The sequence below is a fragment of the Microbacterium sp. genome, assembly GCF_048259935.1.
Lineage (GTDB): Bacteria > Actinomycetota > Actinomycetes > Actinomycetales > Microbacteriaceae > Microbacterium.
The window spans coordinates 90,086-106,784 of the sequence record NZ_JBLXHF010000002.1 but is presented as its reverse complement, the minus strand read 5'-3'; the positions used below and the strand labels follow the sequence as shown (position 1 = coordinate 106,784).

14 protein-coding genes are annotated in these 16,699 nt (G+C 67.8%); 5 read left to right on the top strand and 9 right to left on the bottom strand.

Features of this window, described 5'->3' with window-relative positions; all coding sequences use genetic code 11:
* The first annotated feature begins 78 nt into the window (after positions 1 to 78).
* The gene (locus ACN0RC_RS03410) at positions 79 to 1,026 is read left to right on the top strand and encodes an EamA family transporter (RefSeq protein ID WP_417508831.1); all 948 of its coding nucleotides are present in this window, start codon (positions 79 to 81) and stop codon (positions 1,024 to 1,026) included.
* Positions 1,027 to 1,043: 17 nt separating this feature from the next.
* Here ACN0RC_RS03410 and ACN0RC_RS03405 read toward each other — a convergent pair whose 3' ends face one another.
* Together ACN0RC_RS03405 and ACN0RC_RS03400 are read right to left on the bottom strand one after the other, a co-directional pair.
* Positions 1,044 to 1,790, bottom strand: coding sequence for a YidC/Oxa1 family membrane protein insertase (locus ACN0RC_RS03405; RefSeq protein ID WP_417508829.1), 747 nt, complete (start codon positions 1,788 to 1,790; stop codon positions 1,044 to 1,046).
* Positions 1,791 to 1,855: 65 nt separating this feature from the next.
* Positions 1,856 to 2,149: a DUF6412 domain-containing protein gene (locus ACN0RC_RS03400; protein WP_417508828.1), complete on the bottom strand. Its 294-nt coding sequence runs from the start codon at positions 2,147 to 2,149 to the stop codon at positions 1,856 to 1,858.
* Positions 2,150 to 2,194: 45 nt separating this feature from the next.
* Between ACN0RC_RS03400 and ACN0RC_RS03395 the strand changes: the two genes are divergently transcribed.
* Entirely contained in the window at positions 2,195 to 3,235 is a 1,041-nt protein-coding gene (locus tag ACN0RC_RS03395; RefSeq protein WP_417508826.1) for an NAD(P)H-dependent flavin oxidoreductase, read from the top strand.
* Positions 3,236 to 3,282: 47 nt separating this feature from the next.
* On the opposite strand, the gene purU is transcribed toward ACN0RC_RS03395, so the two are convergent.
* Positions 3,283 to 4,134: a formyltetrahydrofolate deformylase gene (gene purU, locus ACN0RC_RS03390; RefSeq protein ID WP_417508824.1), complete on the bottom strand. Its 852-nt coding sequence runs from the start codon at positions 4,132 to 4,134 to the stop codon at positions 3,283 to 3,285.
* A gap of 103 nt (positions 4,135 to 4,237) precedes the next feature.
* Between purU and ACN0RC_RS03385 the strand changes: the two genes are divergently transcribed.
* A complete protein-coding gene (locus tag ACN0RC_RS03385; protein WP_417508822.1) occupies positions 4,238 to 5,443 on the top strand; it encodes a cation:proton antiporter in 1,206 nt (401 codons plus the stop codon).
* Positions 5,440 to 5,895: a glutaminase gene (locus ACN0RC_RS03380; protein WP_417508820.1), complete on the top strand. Its 456-nt coding sequence runs from the start codon at positions 5,440 to 5,442 to the stop codon at positions 5,893 to 5,895. Before ACN0RC_RS03385 ends, ACN0RC_RS03380 begins: the two co-directional genes overlap by 4 nt.
* Here ACN0RC_RS03380 and ACN0RC_RS03375 read toward each other — a convergent pair.
* A complete protein-coding gene (locus ACN0RC_RS03375; protein WP_417508818.1) occupies positions 5,879 to 6,601 on the bottom strand; it encodes a glutamine amidotransferase-related protein in 723 nt (240 codons plus the stop codon). The genes ACN0RC_RS03380 and ACN0RC_RS03375 overlap by 17 nt on opposite strands.
* A 116-nt stretch (positions 6,602 to 6,717) precedes the next feature.
* Between ACN0RC_RS03375 and ACN0RC_RS03370 the strand changes: the two genes are divergently transcribed.
* Positions 6,718 to 9,258 carry an ATP-dependent Clp protease ATP-binding subunit gene (locus ACN0RC_RS03370; protein ID WP_417508816.1) on the top strand — a complete coding sequence of 847 codons (2,541 nt, stop codon included), beginning with the start codon at positions 6,718 to 6,720 and terminating at the stop codon, positions 9,256 to 9,258.
* A gap of 18 nt (positions 9,259 to 9,276) precedes the next feature.
* Here the strand turns inward: ACN0RC_RS03370 and ACN0RC_RS03365 are convergent, their stop codons facing one another.
* The 5 genes from ACN0RC_RS03365 to ACN0RC_RS03345 all read right to left on the bottom strand — a co-directional run bounded on the left by ACN0RC_RS03365 (position 9,277) and on the right by ACN0RC_RS03345 (position 16,697).
* Positions 9,277 to 9,885, bottom strand: coding sequence for a LysR substrate-binding domain-containing protein (locus tag ACN0RC_RS03365; RefSeq protein WP_417508814.1), 609 nt, complete (start codon positions 9,883 to 9,885; stop codon positions 9,277 to 9,279).
* Positions 9,886 to 9,907: 22 nt separating this feature from the next.
* On the bottom strand, positions 9,908 to 10,315 hold the full coding sequence (locus ACN0RC_RS03360) for a transferase (protein ID WP_417508812.1): 408 nt from the start codon (positions 10,313 to 10,315) through the stop codon (positions 9,908 to 9,910).
* 79 nt (positions 10,316 to 10,394) lie between these two features.
* Positions 10,395 to 11,168: a DNA-formamidopyrimidine glycosylase family protein gene (locus tag ACN0RC_RS03355; protein WP_417508810.1), complete on the bottom strand. Its 774-nt coding sequence runs from the start codon at positions 11,166 to 11,168 to the stop codon at positions 10,395 to 10,397.
* The gene (locus ACN0RC_RS03350; RefSeq protein WP_417508808.1) at positions 11,161 to 12,060 is read right to left on the bottom strand and encodes an EI24 domain-containing protein; all 900 of its coding nucleotides are present in this window, start codon (positions 12,058 to 12,060) and stop codon (positions 11,161 to 11,163) included. Before ACN0RC_RS03350 ends, ACN0RC_RS03355 begins: the two co-directional genes overlap by 8 nt.
* Positions 12,061 to 12,062: 2 nt before the next feature.
* On the bottom strand, positions 12,063 to 16,697 hold the full coding sequence (locus ACN0RC_RS03345; RefSeq protein WP_417508806.1) for an ATP-dependent helicase: 4,635 nt from the start codon (positions 16,695 to 16,697) through the stop codon (positions 12,063 to 12,065).
* Positions 16,698 to 16,699 lie beyond the last annotated feature (2 nt).

The window sequence follows — 16,699 nt, the reverse complement described above, 5'->3', positions numbered from 1 at the left end:
TGCCTGACGCCCGACTGTCTGCGACCGAGTGCCGACGCCGAGTGGACGAGGGTGGCCGGTAGGGGGCACGCTGTACGGGTGACCTCGAACCCTGCATCCCGCCCCGCAGTCGGCGTTGTGCTGGTCATCGGTTCGTGCCTGTCGCTGCCGTTCGGCGCGGCCATCGCCGCGCAGCTGTTCCCTGCCCTCGGCGCGTGGGGCGTCACCTCGCTTCGAATCGGGATCGCGGCGCTCATCCTGCTGGTCTTCGTGCGGCCGCGCGTTCGGCGCTGGAACAGAAAGCAGTGGGTCAGCGCGGCGCTCTTCGGAGTGTCACTGGCGGGGATGAACGGCTTCTTCTACGCAGGGATCGAGCGGGTGCCGCTGGGACCGGCGGTCGCGATCGAGTTCCTCGGACCGCTGCTTCTGTCGGCTGTCCTCACCCGCCGCCTCATGGACGGCGTCTGGGTCGCGCTCGCGCTCGCCGGTATGGGACTGCTCGGTCTCGACGGGATGCTCGGCGCCGAGCCGCTCGACCTCCTCGGTGTCATCTTCATCCTGATCGCAGCCGGGTTCTGGGTGTTCTACATCCGGATGAGTGCCACGGTCGGCGAAGCGATCCCTGGTAGCGGCGGTCTTGTCGTCGGTCTGCTCGTGGCATCCGTGCTGCTGCTCCCGGTGGGCATCCCGACGGTCGTGACGGTGAGCACCTCGGGCGACGCGACGACGCTGCTGCTGCTCGCCATCCTGACCGCTGTGCTGTCATCGGTCATCCCGTACAGCTTCGAGCTGGCAGCCCTCCGGCGTCTGCCGCAGCGCGTGTTCGGCGTGCTGCTGAGCCTTGAGCCGGCCTTCGCGACGCTCGCCGGCTGGCTCGTCCTCGGCCAGACGGCGACGCCGCTGAAACTCGCCGCCATCGCGCTCGTCGTCGCCGCGAGTGCGGGCACAGCGCTGAGCGTGCGCCGCGCGAAGAGCGCACCGCCCGGTGAAGAGGGCCCCGAAGAGCCCGGTGTCTTCACCGGGGCGATTCCGATCGTCCCGAACTGATCGCGTTCACACCGGTCTCACGCAGCCACCGGCAGCGGGTAGCGACGCCGCAGGATCACACGCTGCCCGAGCGTCCACGCCACGGTCACGGTGAGATACAGCGATGCCGCCAGCGGGACGAATACGGCGAACACCGCAGACAGGTAGTGCAGCGCGTTCATCATGCGCAGCATCCCCGGGGAAGACAATGGCGAGTCATCGACCGGAACGGGACGGAATACGCGGCGCGTGACCTCCGCGACGCCGATCATGATCGCGATGAGCGCGAGATACACCAGCAGCGTCGCGAGCGAGAAGGGTCCATCGACCAGCATGTTCGACAGGCTCGTCCCGAGTGACGCTCCGAACAGGTCGTGGCTGAGCAGCTCATTCGGGTGGCCTGCGATATCGGTCCGCAGGAACAGCGAGTAGAGGATGCCGACGACCGGAGCCTGCAGCAGCACGGGCAGGCATCCGGCAAAAGGTGAGGTGTTCTCGTCCTTGTAGAGCTGCATGGTCTCGCGCTGCAGCCGTTCGGGGTTCTTCTTGTGGCGCTTCTGGATCTCACGCAGTCTCGGCGCGAGCCTGGCGCGCGTCTGCTCGGCCTTGGCCTGCGAGATGCCGACCGGGATGAGGAGTGCGCGGATGAGGAGAGTGACGAGGATGACGGCGGCAGCGGCGGCCGCAGAACCCGCGAGGGGTTCGAGGAGAGCGGAGAGTGCGGTCAGTGCGTTGTAGGCGAAGTCGAGGACCGCCGCGATCGGCGGGAAAGCAAAGATATCCAAGGGAGTGTCCGTTCGGAGTGTCGGGAGGGTCGGCGGTGTGCCGTGCTCCCGTCACGAACGGACGCTCACACGGCGCGCACGACTCCCGGCGCCCTGGGACGGGGGTGGCCTGCGGCTCCCGGATCGCTCTGGGCGAGCAGAACGGATGCGCCGATGGCGCGAAGCGGATGCGGCGATGAACCCTGGCCGGTTTGGAAGATGCCCAGCGTGATCACGACAGCAAGGGTCGTGACGGCCAGCACTGCGACGGCGAGGGTGAGTACGGCGATCTCCATTGTGGAGAGATCGGGCATCGCCGTCAGCCCCAGCACAGACGCGACCAGCTGCATCAGCTGCTCGAGTGCGCCGGAGAATGTCATGTCACACAGGGTACTCGCTTCAGGCGGAGGCGTACCGTGGAGAACATGACTGATCTGCGTGAAGTGCTCGGTATTCAGCATCCGATCCTGCTCGGTCCGTTCGGCGGACTGTCATCGGTCGCACTGACTGCGGCGGTCAGCAATGCCGGCGGTCTCGGTGCCTACGGTCTGTACGGATACGACGGAGCGCGGATCCGCGAGACGGCAGCTGCGCTGCGTGCGGCGACCGACCAGCCGTTCGCGCTGAACATCTGGCTGCCGACCGGTGACGAGGTCCTCCCTGGTCCCCAGCACACCGTTTTCGCCCAGGCGCTCCAACCGTTCTACGAGGCCGTCGGCGTCGAGATCCCCTCTCGCCCTGAGGCGTATCTGCCTTCGCTCGATGAGCAGATCGAGGCCATCTGGGAGGCCGCTCCCGCAGCGCTCAGCGTCGTCTACGGAGTTCCCTCGGCCGAGATCGTCGAAGAGGCCCATCGCCGTCGCATCCGCGTGATCGGAACCGCGACGACGGTTGCCGAAGCCGTCGCTCTGGAGGAGGGTGGCGCGGATGTCGTCATCGCCACGGGCGCGGAGGCGGCCGGACACCGGGTGTCGTTCCTGCGTTCGCCGGAGGACTCCCTGGTCGGCACGTTCGCGCTCGTGCCGCAGGTGGCAGATGCCCTCTCGATTCCCGTGGTGGCCGCCGGTGGCGTTGCCGACCGGAGAGGTGTGGCTGCCGCGCTCGCGCTCGGAGCATCCGGGGTTCAGGTGGGCACGGCCTTCCTCGCGACCGAGGAATCCGCCGCGAACGACGCGCACCGCGCAGCGATCCACGCGACGGCTGCAGACGAGAGCGTGCTGACCCGCGCGATGAGCGGTCGGCTCGCGCGCGGCGCGCGAAACCGTGCAGTGCGGGCGATCGAGGCCAGCGGCACGATCGCACAGTTCCCGATGCAGAACTGGCTCACCGGTCGCTTCCGCACGGCGGCAGGACAGCAGAACCTCGGCGAGCTGCAGTCGCTGTGGCTCGGGCAGGGTGCGCCGCTGGCGATGCGCGATCATGCGGCCGAGGTCTTCGCTGAGCTGATCGCTGGGCTGCCGGCGTAGCATCCGCCCGTCTGAAGTCAGGAGCTTCGCCCGGGATCAGGCGCGCGCTACAGGATGACGGTCGAGTGGCCGTGCACGATCACGCGGTCTTCCGCGTGCCACTGCACGGCGCGTGCGAGCACCTGACGCTCGACGTCAGCGCCGCGGCTCTGCAGATCTGCTGCGGAATCGGCGTGCGAGGCGCGGGTGACATCCTGCTCGATGATCGGACCCTCGTCGAGGTCGGCGGTGGCGTAGTGCGCGGTGGCGCCGATGAGCTTCACTCCGCGTTCCTTGGCGCGCGCGTAGGGGTTCGCGCCGATGAACGCCGGCAGGAAGGAGTGGTGGATGTTGATGATCGGCGCCCCGACCTGCTCGATGAAGTCATCGGTGAGGATCTGCATGTACCGCGCGAGCACGACGAGGTCGACGTTGCCCTGCAGCAGCGCGAGCTGACGCGCTTCCATCGCCGCCTTGTCGGTAGCGGGGATGTGCATGAACGGCACGCCGAACGTGCGCACGGCCTCGGCGAGATCGGGGTGGTTCGAGATGACCATGGTGATGTCGACGTCGAGCTGTCCGCGCTGCTGGCGCCAGAGCAGCTCCATCATGCAGTGGTCGTACTTCGAGACGAAGATCGCGACGCGCTTGCGTCGTGCGGTGTCGTGCAGCGACCACTCCATGCCGAATCGCTCTGCCACCTCGCTCAGCGATGCTTCAAGCTCGGGGCGCGCGGCGGCGAGCCCCGGAAGGTGGATCACCGTGCGCTGGAAGAAGCGCCCACCTGCGGCATCCGTGGAGTACTGGTCGAGCGAGATGATGTTCGCGCCGTGCTGAGCGAGGACGTTCGCGACGGCCGCGACGATTCCGGGCTGGTCATCGCAGGCGATGAGCAGGCGTGCGGTATCGATCTGAGACATGGATGCTCCTTGCAGGGGTGTGCATCGATTCTGCCCCGTTCACGGCGGCGCTGGCGAATCGACAGGTGCGTTCCCAGGACCGAGATGTCGCTAATCTGAGCGAGTGAACGCGAGTGACATGGGACTCATCCTGATACCGGTGCTCGCTGTGGCCGCTCCCCTGCTCGCCAGGGGGCTGCGCCGAGCCGTGCGCGTGCCGATCATCGTCTTCGAGCTCGCGCTCGGCATCCTCATCGGTCCCGCTGTCCTCGGGTGGGTCGCCCCGGGGATCGTGGTCGATCGGCTCTCGGACTTCGGCGTGGCGATGCTGTTCTTCATGGCCGGCGCAGAGATCGATTTTCGCGCCGTAGCCGGACGCCCCCTCGTGCGCGCATCGATCGGCTGGGTGCTCAGCCTCGTGCTCGGCGTGGGTGTCGGACTGCTGATCGCGCCCTCCGAGAGCATGGTCGTGATCGGGATCGCGCTCAGCTCGACGGCCCTCGGCACGCTGATGCCGATCCTGCGCGATGCCGGTGAGTTGGGAACTCCCTTCGGCAACGTGGTGACCGCGATCGGCACGGTGGGGGAGTTCCTTCCGCTGATCGCGATCTCGATCTTCCTCAGCACCCGGCGTGCACCGGTCGCCGCCGTGGTCCTCCTCGCGTTCGTGCTGCTCGCCGGAATCGTGATCTTCATCGCACGCCGCTCCTCGCACGGGCAGCTGCACGAATTCATCAGGGCGACACTGCACACGTCCGAGCAGTTCGGCGTGCGATTCGTGCTGATGCTGCTGGCCGGGCTCGTCGGGCTCAGCGTGCTCTTCGATCTCGACATGCTGCTCGGCGCGTTCGTGGCCGGCGCGGTGTGGCGCATCATCATGACCAGGGCGCCGAAGACCGACGCCGAGGCAATCGAGAGCAAGCTCGAAGCCGTCGCCTTCGGGTTGCTCGTGCCGATCTTCTTCATCTACACCGGCGTCACGTTCGATCTCGGCTCGTTGCTCGCATCTCCCGTTGCGCTCGCCCTCGTACCGGGGCTGCTGGTGGCGCTGCTGGTGATCCGCGGTACCGCTGCTCAGTTCTCTGCGCCCCGCGGAACGTCGCTGCGCGAGCGCGGCGCGATCGGCATGCTGGCTGCCACCGGCCTGCCGATCATTGTGGCGGTGACTTCCATCGGCGTGAGTGAAGAGCTGCTCAGCCCGGCCATTGCCGCAGCACTGGTCGGAGCGGGCATGCTCTCGGTGCTGCTGTATCCGCTCATCGGCATGATCCTGCGCGGCGATCGAGCGAAGCTCGCGACTGCCGGCGCCGAGCCCCCGGGGGAACTGTGAGCTGCGCCCAGATTCTGAGTGCAGCACGGGCGGCGCTCAGCGGCATCCCGAAAGAAGGACTCGGCGAGGAGCGCTCTTCGCGGTGGCGCGGTCAGCGGATCGTGCGCGTGGGAGAGGCCTGGCACGTGGGAGTTCTGCTGCTCACCGATGATGGCGCGCTCGCCACCGGCGAGATCCTGCGGGCGGGTGACCCTGGCCGCCGCGGCTACGCAGCAGAATCGGCGCGCGCACGCGCTGCGCGTCGGCAGATGGCTCTGCGCGGCGGATTCCGAGAGGGAGATGTCGTCCACGTGGGCTGGTCGGTGATCGACGTGGCAGCTGTCGACGTGGGTGGCGCATCGGGGCCGCTCGCGCTGCAGGGCGGTGTGCCGATGGTGCGCTGGTCAGGCAGCTCGTACCGGCCGCTGGAGGCGTACCTTCAGGAGCAGGTCGACCTCAAGACTGGTCGCTGACGAACTCTCGGAAGCGGCCGAGCAGGTCGGTGCCGTTGACGGATGCCGCGAGCACGCGCTCGGCCGTCAGGTCGTACTCGTGCGGGTCGAAGTACCCGGTCGTGCGGTAGTAGGCCATGCGATCCACGAAGTCCTGCGGTGTGACCTCGGGATGGAACTGCGTCGCGTACAGCCGGTCGCCGACCCGGTACGCCTGCACAGGGCAGTCGTCGTTCGTGGCGAGCAGCACGGCGCCAGGCGGTGGCTCGATTGAGCCCTCTTTATGCGCGGTGAGCACGGACATCGCGGGTGCGCTCGCCGCGAAGAGCGGGTCGGCCGTGCCTGCGGAGGTGAGGCGGATGCTCGTGGCACGCGTGGATTCAGGGACGGCCGTGCCGACTGTGCCACCCAGCATCCGGGTGACGACACCGATGCTGTAGCAGGTGAACATGGCGGAGAGGTCGCCGTCGATCGCGCTTCGGGCGATTGATTCAAGGTCAGCCTCGACGCGCTTCTGCAGGTCACTGCGTTCGTCGACGACGACGTTCAACGGGGACCCGCCGATCACGATGCCGTCGTAGCGGTCAAAGATCGATTGCTCGAGCGGCCGGTCGAGCAGGTTCCATCGGTCGAGCGAGGGTACGCCGAGGGCGCGCCGGAACGATCGGTGCTCGGCATCTGCCGCGCCCTGCTCCGGCCTCACGCAGACGTACAGGATCGAGGCCACCTCATGATTCTATTCGCGGAGTCGGGAATACCCGCACGCAGACAGTGTTGAACCTGAGTGCGTTACACTCAACTTTGTACTTGAGTGAACACGGCTCAAGTTTTCAGGAGGATGACATGGCCAACGACTTCAACGACACCGGCGCGGGCTCGTTCGACGATTTCCTCGCCCGATACCTCGCGGGCGAACAGGCGCGGCAGGCTCGTTCCATCGACCTCAGCCGGTTTCTCACCGCGCGCACGCAGCAGATTCTGCAGCGCGCCGGACGCTTCGCGCTCGAGCGCGGTCAGACCGAACTCGACGCCCTGCACGTGCTGCGCATGATCGTCGAAGACGATGCCGTTGCCCGTGCGATCGAGAACCTCGACGTCGCGCCCGCACAGATCATCACGGCGGTCGAATCGCGACTGCCGCTGCCCGGCGAGGCCACCGGCGTGGATGCGGCGACCATCACCCCGAGCGCGAGCCGTGCGCTGTTCCACGCGTACCAGGTGGCGCGCTCGTCTGGTGCGACCTATATCGACCCCGAGCACCTCTTCTTCGCGCTCGTGCTCGGACAGGACGTGCCGGCAGGCCAGGTCCTTGCCCGCGCCGGCGTCACCGCAGAGGCTCTGACACAGGGTGCGCGCGAGCATGTCGCCGCCCCGGTCGGCGGTTCGGATGCTGAGGCTGAAGCGCCAGCATCCGGCTCTTCCATGCTCGAGAAGTACGGTATCGATCTCACTGCCCGCGCACGCGCGGGCGAACTCGACCCGGTGATCGGGCGTTTGGATGAGATCGAGCAGACGATCGAGATCCTCAGCCGTCGCACGAAGAACAACCCCGTGCTGATCGGTGAGGCAGGCGTCGGCAAGACCGCGATCGTCGACGGCATCGCTCAGGCGATCGTCGACGGCTCTGTTCCCGCGCAGCTGGAGGGGCGCCGGGTGATCGCGCTCGACCTGCCCGCGATGCTGGCCGGCACGCGCTACCGCGGCGACTTCGAGGAGCGGCTGACCAAGACGATGGATGAGATCGCCGCGCAGGCGGGCGACGTGATCGTCTTCATCGACGAGGTGCACACTGTCGTCGGCGCCGGTGGCGCGGGGGACGGCGGAATGGATGCCGGTAACATCCTGAAGCCCCGCCTCGCTCGTGGCGACCTGCACATGGTGGGGGCGACCACGCTCAACGAGTACCGCCGGATCGAGAAGGACCCGGCATTGGAGCGCCGCTTCCAGCCCGTGAAGGTCGACGAGCCGTCCGCCGAAGACGCCGTGCGCATTCTGGAGGGGCTGAAGGACGCGTACCAGCAGCATCACCAGGTGACGTACACGGATGCCGCGCTGCGCGCCGCGGTGACCATGAGCGCTCGCTACCTGCCCGACCGAGTGCTGCCCGACAAGGCCATCGACCTGATCGATCAGGCGGGTGCGCGGCTGCGGCTGAAGCTCGGTCTTCCGGTGGACACCTCAGCCCTGATGGCCGAGCTCGCCGACATCGAGGCACGCAAGAACGCGGCAGTGACAGCCGAGAAGTACGAGGAGGCATCGCAGCTGCGCGATGAGTCTGCTGCGGTGCAGGCGCGGATCGATGCGGCATCCTCTGGGGCTGCTCTCAGCGCCGGTGAGGCTGTCGTCGACGAACGCGAGATCGCAGAAGTGATCGCTCGTGCGACGGGAATCCCCGCCAGCCGTCTCACCGAGGGGGAGCGTGAGCGTCTCGCCGACCTCGAGGCCGAGCTGCACGATCGCGTGATCGGGCAGGATGACGCCGTGACCGCGGTCGCACGCGCCGTCCGCCGCAGTCGCACCGGAATGGGCGATGCGCGTCGGCCGGTGGGGTCGTTCCTGTTCCTCGGTCCGACCGGTGTCGGAAAGACCGAGCTTGCGAAGGCCCTCGCAGATCGCCTGTTCGACGATGAGAACGCCGTGATCCGCTTCGACATGAGCGAGTTCGGCGAGCGGCACATGGTGTCGCGTCTGGTCGGTGCCCCTCCGGGATACGTCGGTTACGACGAGGCAGGCCAGCTCACCGAGCGCGTGCGGCGCAACCCGTATTCGATCGTGCTGTTCGACGAGATCGAGAAGGCGCATCCCGACGTGTTCAACCTGCTGCTGCAGGTGCTCGATGATGGGCGTCTCACTGATGGTCAGGGTCGTACGGTCGACTTCCGCAACACGGTGATCGTGATGACGTCGAACGTCGGGTCGGAGTTCCTCGCGTCGCGCTCTGGCGCACTCGGATTCGTGGCGTCCCAGGATGCGTCGGCCAACGGCTTCTCGTCGATGGACGATCTGCGGGCACGAGTGATGGGCAAGCTCCGTGAGGCTATGCGTCCGGAGTTCCTGAACCGCATCGATGAGATTGTGCTGTTCCAGAAGCTCAGCCGTTCGGAGCTGGGCGAGATCGTGCGGCTGATGCTGCGGGCGACCTCAGCACGGCTCGAGGACCGTTCGGTGACGCTGGAGGTGACCGATGCTGCGGTGGAATGGTTGGGCGAGCACGGGTACGAGCCCGAGTACGGTGCGCGGCCGCTGCGCCGACTGATCCAGCGCGAGGTCGATGACCGGATCGCAGATCTGCTGGTCTCAGGTCACCTCGTCGATGGCGGCGCGGTCCGTGTGGATGCCGGGGCCGATGGCCTCACGGTGGAAGCGCCGGTGCTGGTCGGCTGACCCGGCGGCGCGGCTCGATTAGCGCGAAGAGTTCGCGGATCGGCCGCGGACGATTCCGATGAAGGTCTCGACGTCCTCCGTCGTGTGCTCTCGCCGCCAGGCGAGCACGACGGGGGACGTTCGTCCTGCCAGCAGCGGCCGGTAGCCGACGTCTTTGCGGTGATGCAGCCGCGCCAGCGACATCGGCACGACGACGATACCGACGCCCGATGCCACGGTCGCGATGGCATCCTCGGTCGTCGCGATCGGTGCGAACTCCGGTGCGAGCGTCGGCAGATCCAGCGGTCCGAGCACGTCATCGCCGGGGGTGATCAGCACTTCGCCCACGAGGTCGTTAGCGGTGAGGCGATCCACAGCCATCAGGTGCGATTCTGCGGATGCCACGACGACGGGAACCTCGTCGTACAGCGGGATCACGTGCAGGTCGTCGGTGTCCTCGAGCGGACGGCGCACGAGCGCAGCATCCACTTCTTCGATCGCAGCGCGCTGCGACGCGAACTCGATCGGCACGATCTCGATCGGGATGCGCGGCATCCGCTTCTTCCACGTATCGATCCACTTGCCGGGTGTCGCGCCGGGAACGACCCCCAGACGGAAAGTGCGGGGGTCGATCGTGCGCGTTGCCATGGGATCAGGCTACCGTGGTGGGTCAGGCTGCCAACCAGAGCCCCTTGCGGTCAGTTGCGATGCGCAACCCTGCGGCGACGGTCTCGTCGTCTCCGATTCGCGCGCCGCGAGCGATGAGTGCTCCCGCGCCGATCTCGGTGCGGACGCCGATGTGGGCGCCGTCTCCGACGGCAGCACCCGCGCCGATGTGCGCGTGCGCGTCGATGTAGGCGTTCTCGCCGATGACGGCATCTGGTTCGATCCATGCTCCGCGGATCAGGTGGGCGCCTGCGCCTACGCGCGCCCCCGGTTCGACATAGGCACCAACTTCGACAACAGCCTTCGGGTGCACCTTCGCGCCGTGCGCGATCAGGCCTCGGCCGTTGACGTGCTTGCGATAGCGAAGCGTCGTGCCGTGGTCGTCTTCAATATCGATGTAGTTCTTACCCAAGATTCCTCCCAGTCCGGAACTGCCCGGATATAAGCACAACCACGAGAATGCCGAATTCATTCCCGAATCGGGATGATCCTCACCTCTGGCAGCTCGGACACCAGAAAGTGACCCGTTCGCGGGTCGGGTCGGCACCCTGCTCATCGCGTCGGATGAGGGTTCCGCAGCGGCGACAGGGACGGTTCGCGCGCCCGTACACCCAGGTCGTCTGGCCTCGGCGGTTCACTCCGGTGAAGGTGCGATCGACGCGATCACGGTTCGCGCGGATCGTCCGCGCGCCGAGGTCGAGGAGCGCGCCGGTGTCGACGTCTGCAGCCGGAGTGGTGGGCAGGATTCCGCGCAGAAACAGCAGCTCAGCGGCGTACTCGTTGCCGAAGCCGGCGACATTGCGCTGGTCGAGGAGCGCGACGTGGATGCTGCGCGGATCGCTGCTGAGACGTCTCGCAGCCTCTGCGGCATCCCAGTCATCAGCGAGCGGATCAGGCCCGAGATGAGCGGTCAGCTGCGGCTCGTCACGAGTCGGAACCAGAGCGATGTCGGCGATGTCGACCCCAACCGCTTCGTGCGTCTGCGTGCCGACGATTGCGCGGACTCTGAACGCCGGATGCCGCCATTTCTCGCCCGGCCGATACAGCAGCCAGGCGCCATCCATGCGCAGATGCGAATGCAGTGTGAAATCGCCGATGCGCATCAGCAGATGTTTGCCGCGAGCCGCGCAACCGTGGATCGTCGCTCCGGTGAGATCGGCGGTGGCAGCCTGTGGCACGCGCAGATCGAAGCGGGTGACCTCGTGTCCGGCGAGTGCCTCATCAAGCCGTCGCGCGGTGCGTAAGACGGTATCGCCCTCAGGCACGCGGAGCCTCCGGAGGCGGCGGCGGCGCGCCGAGCGGGGGAGGTGTCGCAGTGTGCCGCATGGGCGGCGCGCCCAGCGTGGGAGGTGTCGCATCTTGTCGCATCTGAGCTGCGGAAGCGACACTCTGCGACCCCTGCTGCCGCACCGCAGCGTCGGCCGGCGCATTCGCCCGCTGCAGCAGGTCGCGCGCGAGCAGAGTGGAACCGGCGACCGCGGCCGGCATCGTCACGATCGCACCGAACGGCACGAGGAAGCACAGCTGCGTCGCGACGCCGAAGCCGATCACACGGGCTCGCCCTGCACGAAGCATCCCGGATCGGGAGTATCCGGTGAGTCCGCGTGCGTCGAATGCGCGCCCCGTGAGCTCGCGTGCGAGGATCCTGCCATTGAGAACGACACCGATGACGGATGCCGTGATCCCACCGACCGCGGGAATGAAGCCGATCAACAGCGTGAGAAGGGCGACGAGGATGCCGAGCATGACGAGCCGGATGCCCTCGCCGATGGTCGTCCAAAAGCCGGTCTCGCCGGTGGGATCTTCACCGAGGGAACGCTCGACACCTCGCCAGATGCGCTGATAGAACGGATCACCGATCGTGAGTGTGAGCGCTGTGAAGATCGCAGCTGACAGCGCGAGCGCCGCGATCACGATCACCGCTCCCAGGCCGAATCGCACTCCGCTCCGCCACGGTTCGGTCCAGCCGTCTGCGAACGGTGTCATCCAATCGGTGATCGGCGCGAGCCAGATCAGCAGCGGAATCGCAGCCACGAGCAGCACCGCCCAGGCGATGAACGCGGGAATGAGGCCGAGCGCCATGAGGCGGGTGTGCGTCTTCCACATCCGGAAGCCGCGAAACAGCGTTCCGACACCGGTGAAGAACTCGCTGAACACGATCAGATCGCCTTTCGGAGGGCGAAGCCGCGTGGGGTCACAACGAAGCCCGCTTCCTGCAGGGCGGTCGCGAACGGCGTGCCGTAGATGGCGTCTCCGTTGATCTTCTCGATCGTGAGAGTCTCGAGTCGGCGCGCGCGCGACGTCGCGACGAGATCGGATGCCGCAGCGCGCAGCACTTCTGAGTCGTCGGTGAACGCCAGTACTGTGCGGCCTCCGCGCTCGAGGTAGAGCGTGAGGTCACCGTCGACGAGCACCACCAGGCTGCCGGCTTTGCGACCGGGGCGATGCGAGACGCTCTCGCGCTTCGGCCATGCGAGCGCCGCACCGTAGGGGTTGGCGGGATCGGTTGCCGCGAGTGTGATCGTGCGGAGGGGCGCCGGGTCGGGAAGATTCGCGAAGGTGCGAAGCCGGTCGACAGTTGCGGATGCCGCGAACTGCGCTGCGCCCAGTTGCTCGATGACGTAGCCGCGGCGGCAGTGGCCGGCCTGCTCGAAGCCCGCGAGGATGCGGTACGCCTGAGCGAAGCCGCCTGGCATGCCTTCAGACTGCACAGCTCCCCGCGTGACGACGCCGTAGCGATCGAGGAGGAGCCCTGCGGAGACCGTGGCGCGTCGGTTCGCGTCGGCACCGTCGCTCGGGGAGGACTGCGGCAGAAGCGACCAGCGGCCGCCGGTTGCTGTCGGCCGTGGGGCCGGGTTGCCGGTGAACGAGACCCCGCGGAACGTTCGCGTGCGCGGCGCCCGTCGCACGGATTTGTGGGCCTGCGAACCGCCGGCGAGAAGCGTGCGCACAGGAGCGAAGGTGTCGTTCGTGACCCGCCCCGACCAGGTCAGGTTCCAGAGCGCCTCGAGCACGGACTGTTCGTTCTCGGCGGCGACCATCTCTTTCAGCTGGGCTGCAAAGTACGCCCCTCCGCGGGCCAGAGCCGCAAGCAGCGCGCTTTCGAGCTCATCCGGCGTCTTGTCGTCGTCTGCCAGCGGGAGCGTGAAAGATGCGAGATCGGCCGGATGCAGCGACACCCAGCCATCACGCCCGGGCAGAGTGCCGTGGCCCGCCCACACGACCTCGCCGCTGGAGGTGAGCTCGTCGAGCAGCGCGGGGGAGTAGTCGCGCACCCGCGACGGCAGGACGAGCGTCTCCCACGCGCTGGCGGGGATGGGAACGCCGGCCAGCTGCTCGATCACGGCCAGTACGCCGTCGACTCCTTCGAGCGGTCGCGTGAGGTGCTGCCAATCCGGCAGGAAACGCGCATACGCCTCGGGAGAGACCGGCTCGACGCTGCCGCGGATCGCTGCGAGCGAGCGCATCCGCAAGCGTCGCAGCACTTCGGTGTCGCACCACTCGTTCTCCGTCGAGCCGCCGGTCCCTGAGCCTGTCGAAGGGCTGTCGGGCAGGAAATATCCGCTCGTGATGCGCCCGGACTGCTCGAGGCGCTGCAGAGTGTGGCGCGCGACAGCTGTGCCGATCCCGAAGCGGGTGGCGACAGCATCCGTGGTGAACGGGCCGTGCGTGCGCGCGTGACGCGAGACGAGATCGCCGAGAGGGTCGGCGACCGGCTCGAGGAAAGCGACCGGGATCCCGGTGGGCAGCGCCGCCCCGAGTGCGTCGCGCAGGCGCCCTGCATCCTCGATCGCGGCGACGCGCAGCGTGCCTGCGATCGTGACCGGGATCGCGCGGCGCGCGGCGATGAGAGCGTCAAGGTGGAGCTGGGCTTCTTCTGCGGACTCGGAGTCCAGGCGGGTAGCGACCTCGGTGGCATCGAGCGGCCCGAGGGTGCGCAGCAGATCGGCGACTCCCTCTGCGCCACGCGCGTGACGTTCGGGATCGAGCCGCTGCGCCTCGCGTTCGAACTGTGCGATGACGTCGGGGTCGAGCAGCTCGCGCATTTCGACCGTGCCGAGCAGCTCTCCCAGCAGCGCCGGATCCACCGACAGCGCGGCGGCGCGACGCTCGGCGAGAGGGGAGTCTCCCTCGTACATGAAGGCGCCGACGTAGCCGAACAGCAGATCACGGGCGTAGGGCGATGGCTGTGCCGGCTCGGTCTCGACCAGTCGCACGCGGCGCTCAGCGATGGCTGTGGTCAGTCGCCGCAGCGACGGCAGATCGTAAACATCCTGCAGCACCTCGCGCAGGGTCTCGAGAATCACCGGGAAGGTCGGGTGGCGCCTCGCGACCTCGAGCAGCTGGGCGGAGCGCTGCCGTTGCTGCCACAGGGGAGTGCGCTTGTTCGGGTTCATCCGCGGCATGAGCAGCGCGCGTGCGGCGCACTCACGGAACCGGGAGGCGAACAGCGCCGAGCCGCCCACCTCTGCGGTGACGATGTGCTCGATCTCGTCAGCGTCGAAGACGAACAGTTCGGCTCCGGGTGGTTCAGCGTCAGCATCCGGAATACGAACGATGATCCCGTCATCGCTGGCCACGGCCGATCCTTCGACACCGAGACGTTCACGAACCCGCGCGTTGATCGCCAGCGCCCACGGGGCGTGGACTTTCATGCCGTACGGGGAATGCAAGATGACGCGCCAGTCGCCGACCTCGTCGCGACCGCGTTCGACCGTGAGAGTGCGGTCGGTCGGGAGGGTGCCGGTCGCTTCGCGCTGCTCCTTCAGATGCGCGAGCAGGTTCGCTCTGGCCTGCGCGTCGAGCCCTGCCTCGATGAGGCGCTGGGCGGCCTTCTCAGGCGGCGCGGCATCGACTTCGCGTGAGAATGCTCCGAGTGCCTCGCCGAGCTCGTACGGCCTGCCGATGCCGTCGCCGTGCCAGAACGGCACCTTGCCCGGTTGTCCGTACGCAGGCAGCACATTCACTCGGTCGTGGGTGATCTCGGCGATCCGCCAGCTCGTCGTGCCGAGGGTGAAGACGTCACCCACGCGCGACTCGTAGACCATCTCTTCGTCGAGCTCGCCGACGCGCCGGCCTGCACCTTCGCCGGCGACGAAGACGCCGAACAGTCCGCGGTCGGGGATCGTCCCGCCGCTCGTGACGGCGATGCGCTGTGCGCCGGGGCGACCGGTGAGGGTTCCGGCATCCCGGTCCCAGACGAGCCGGGGCCGAAGCTCCGCGAACTCGTCGGAAGGGAAGCGTCCGGCGAGCAGATCGAGCGTCGCCTCGTACGCCGAGCGGGGCAGCGACTGGAACGGCGCCGAGCGGCGAACGGTCTCGAACCACTCCTCGACGTTGATCGCATCCAGCGCGCAGGCCGCGACCGTCTGCTGGGCGAGGATGTCGAGCGGGTTGCGCGGCACCGCGATCGCCTCGATCTTTCCCGCCAGCATCCGCTCGGTGACGATCGCGGTGTGCAGCACGTCGCCGCGATGCTTGGGGAAGAGGGCCGCGCGGCTGATCTCGCCGACCTGGTGGCCGGCGCGGCCGACACGCTGCAATCCGGATGCTGCGGACGGAGGAGCCTCGACCTGAATGACGAGATCGACGGCACCCATGTCGATGCCGAGCTCGAGGCTGCTGGTCGCGACCACGCAGCGCAGGACGCCCGACTTCAGTTCTTCTTCGACGAGCGCGCGCTGCTCTTTCGAGACCGAGCCGTGGTGTGCTTTGGCGAGTACGGCGTCGGCGCCCGCCGTGGATCCGGCTTGCGCCATCACCGCGGCAGGCGGGGCGGATGCTTCGGGAAGCGGTACGCCCGGCCCCTGAGCCTGTCGAAGGGTCCGCTCCGAGTAGATCTCGTTGAGGCGCCCCGTCAGGCGCTCAGCGAGGCGGCGGGAGTTCGCGAACACGATCGTGGAGTTGTTCGCGAGGATGCGGTCGACGATCGCCTCTTCGACGTGCGGCCAGACCGAACCGGTGACCTCGGTGTACTCGGCGTCGTCCACCCCGATCCCTGAGCCCGTCGAAGGGTCGGGCACGCCCGGTGGCGGAGGCGGGTTGGTCATGTCGTCCATCGGGACCACGACCTGCAATTCGAAAGTCTTGGATGCCTTCGGGGCGACGATCTCGACCGGTGCTGACCCGCCGAGGAATCGGGCCACCTCGTCGATCGGGCGCACGGTTGCAGACAGGCCGATGCGCTGCGCCGCAGCATCCGCCCCTGCCGCGCGTCGTAGGGAATCCAGCCGTTCCAGGCTCACCGCGAGGTGTGCGCCGCGCTTGGTCGCGGCGACAGCGTGCACCTCGTCGATGATCACGGTGTGCACGCCGCGCAGCGTCTCGCCCGCCCGACTCGTGAGCATCAGATACAGCGATTCGGGCGTCGTGATGAGGATGTCGGGTGGGTTCGTGACGAGCTTGCGCCGATCGCTCGAGGTCGTATCCCCCGAGCGCACGCCGACGGTCACACCTGGGGCGGCGACGCCGAGGCGGCGGGCGGACTGACCGATGCCGACGAGCGGTGAGCGCAGGTTGCGTTCGACGTCGACGCCCAGCGCCTTCAGCGGGGAGATGTAGAGGATGCGGGTGCCCGCAGCATCCGGCTCCTCGACCTTCTCGCGGAACACGCTGTCGATCGCCCAGAGGAATGCAGACAGCGTCTTTCCCGATCCCGTGGGAGCAACGACCAGCGCGTGCCTGCCTGCCGAGATTGCCTGCCACGCGCCTGCCTGCGCGTTGGTGGGCGCCGCGAAGGCACCGCGGAACCAGTCCTGGGTCGCGGGGGTGAAACGGTCGAGCACATCCCTCACAC

Bases quoted from the DNA above. Each gene is read 5' to 3' on its own strand.
- ACN0RC_RS03400 (WP_417508828.1), bottom strand. From the start codon at position 2,149: ATGACATTCTCCGGCGCACTCGAGCAGCTGATGCAGCTGGTCGCGTCT.
- ACN0RC_RS03395 (WP_417508826.1), top strand. From the start codon at position 2,195: ATGACTGATCTGCGTGAAGTGCTCGGTATTCAGCATCCGATCCTGCTC.
- purU (WP_417508824.1), bottom strand. From the start codon at position 4,134: ATGTCTCAGATCGATACCGCACGCCTGCTCATCGCCTGCGATGACCAG.
- ACN0RC_RS03370 (WP_417508816.1), top strand. From the start codon at position 6,718: ATGGCCAACGACTTCAACGACACCGGCGCGGGCTCGTTCGACGATTTC.
- ACN0RC_RS03365 (WP_417508814.1), bottom strand. From the start codon at position 9,885: ATGGCAACGCGCACGATCGACCCCCGCACTTTCCGTCTGGGGGTCGTT.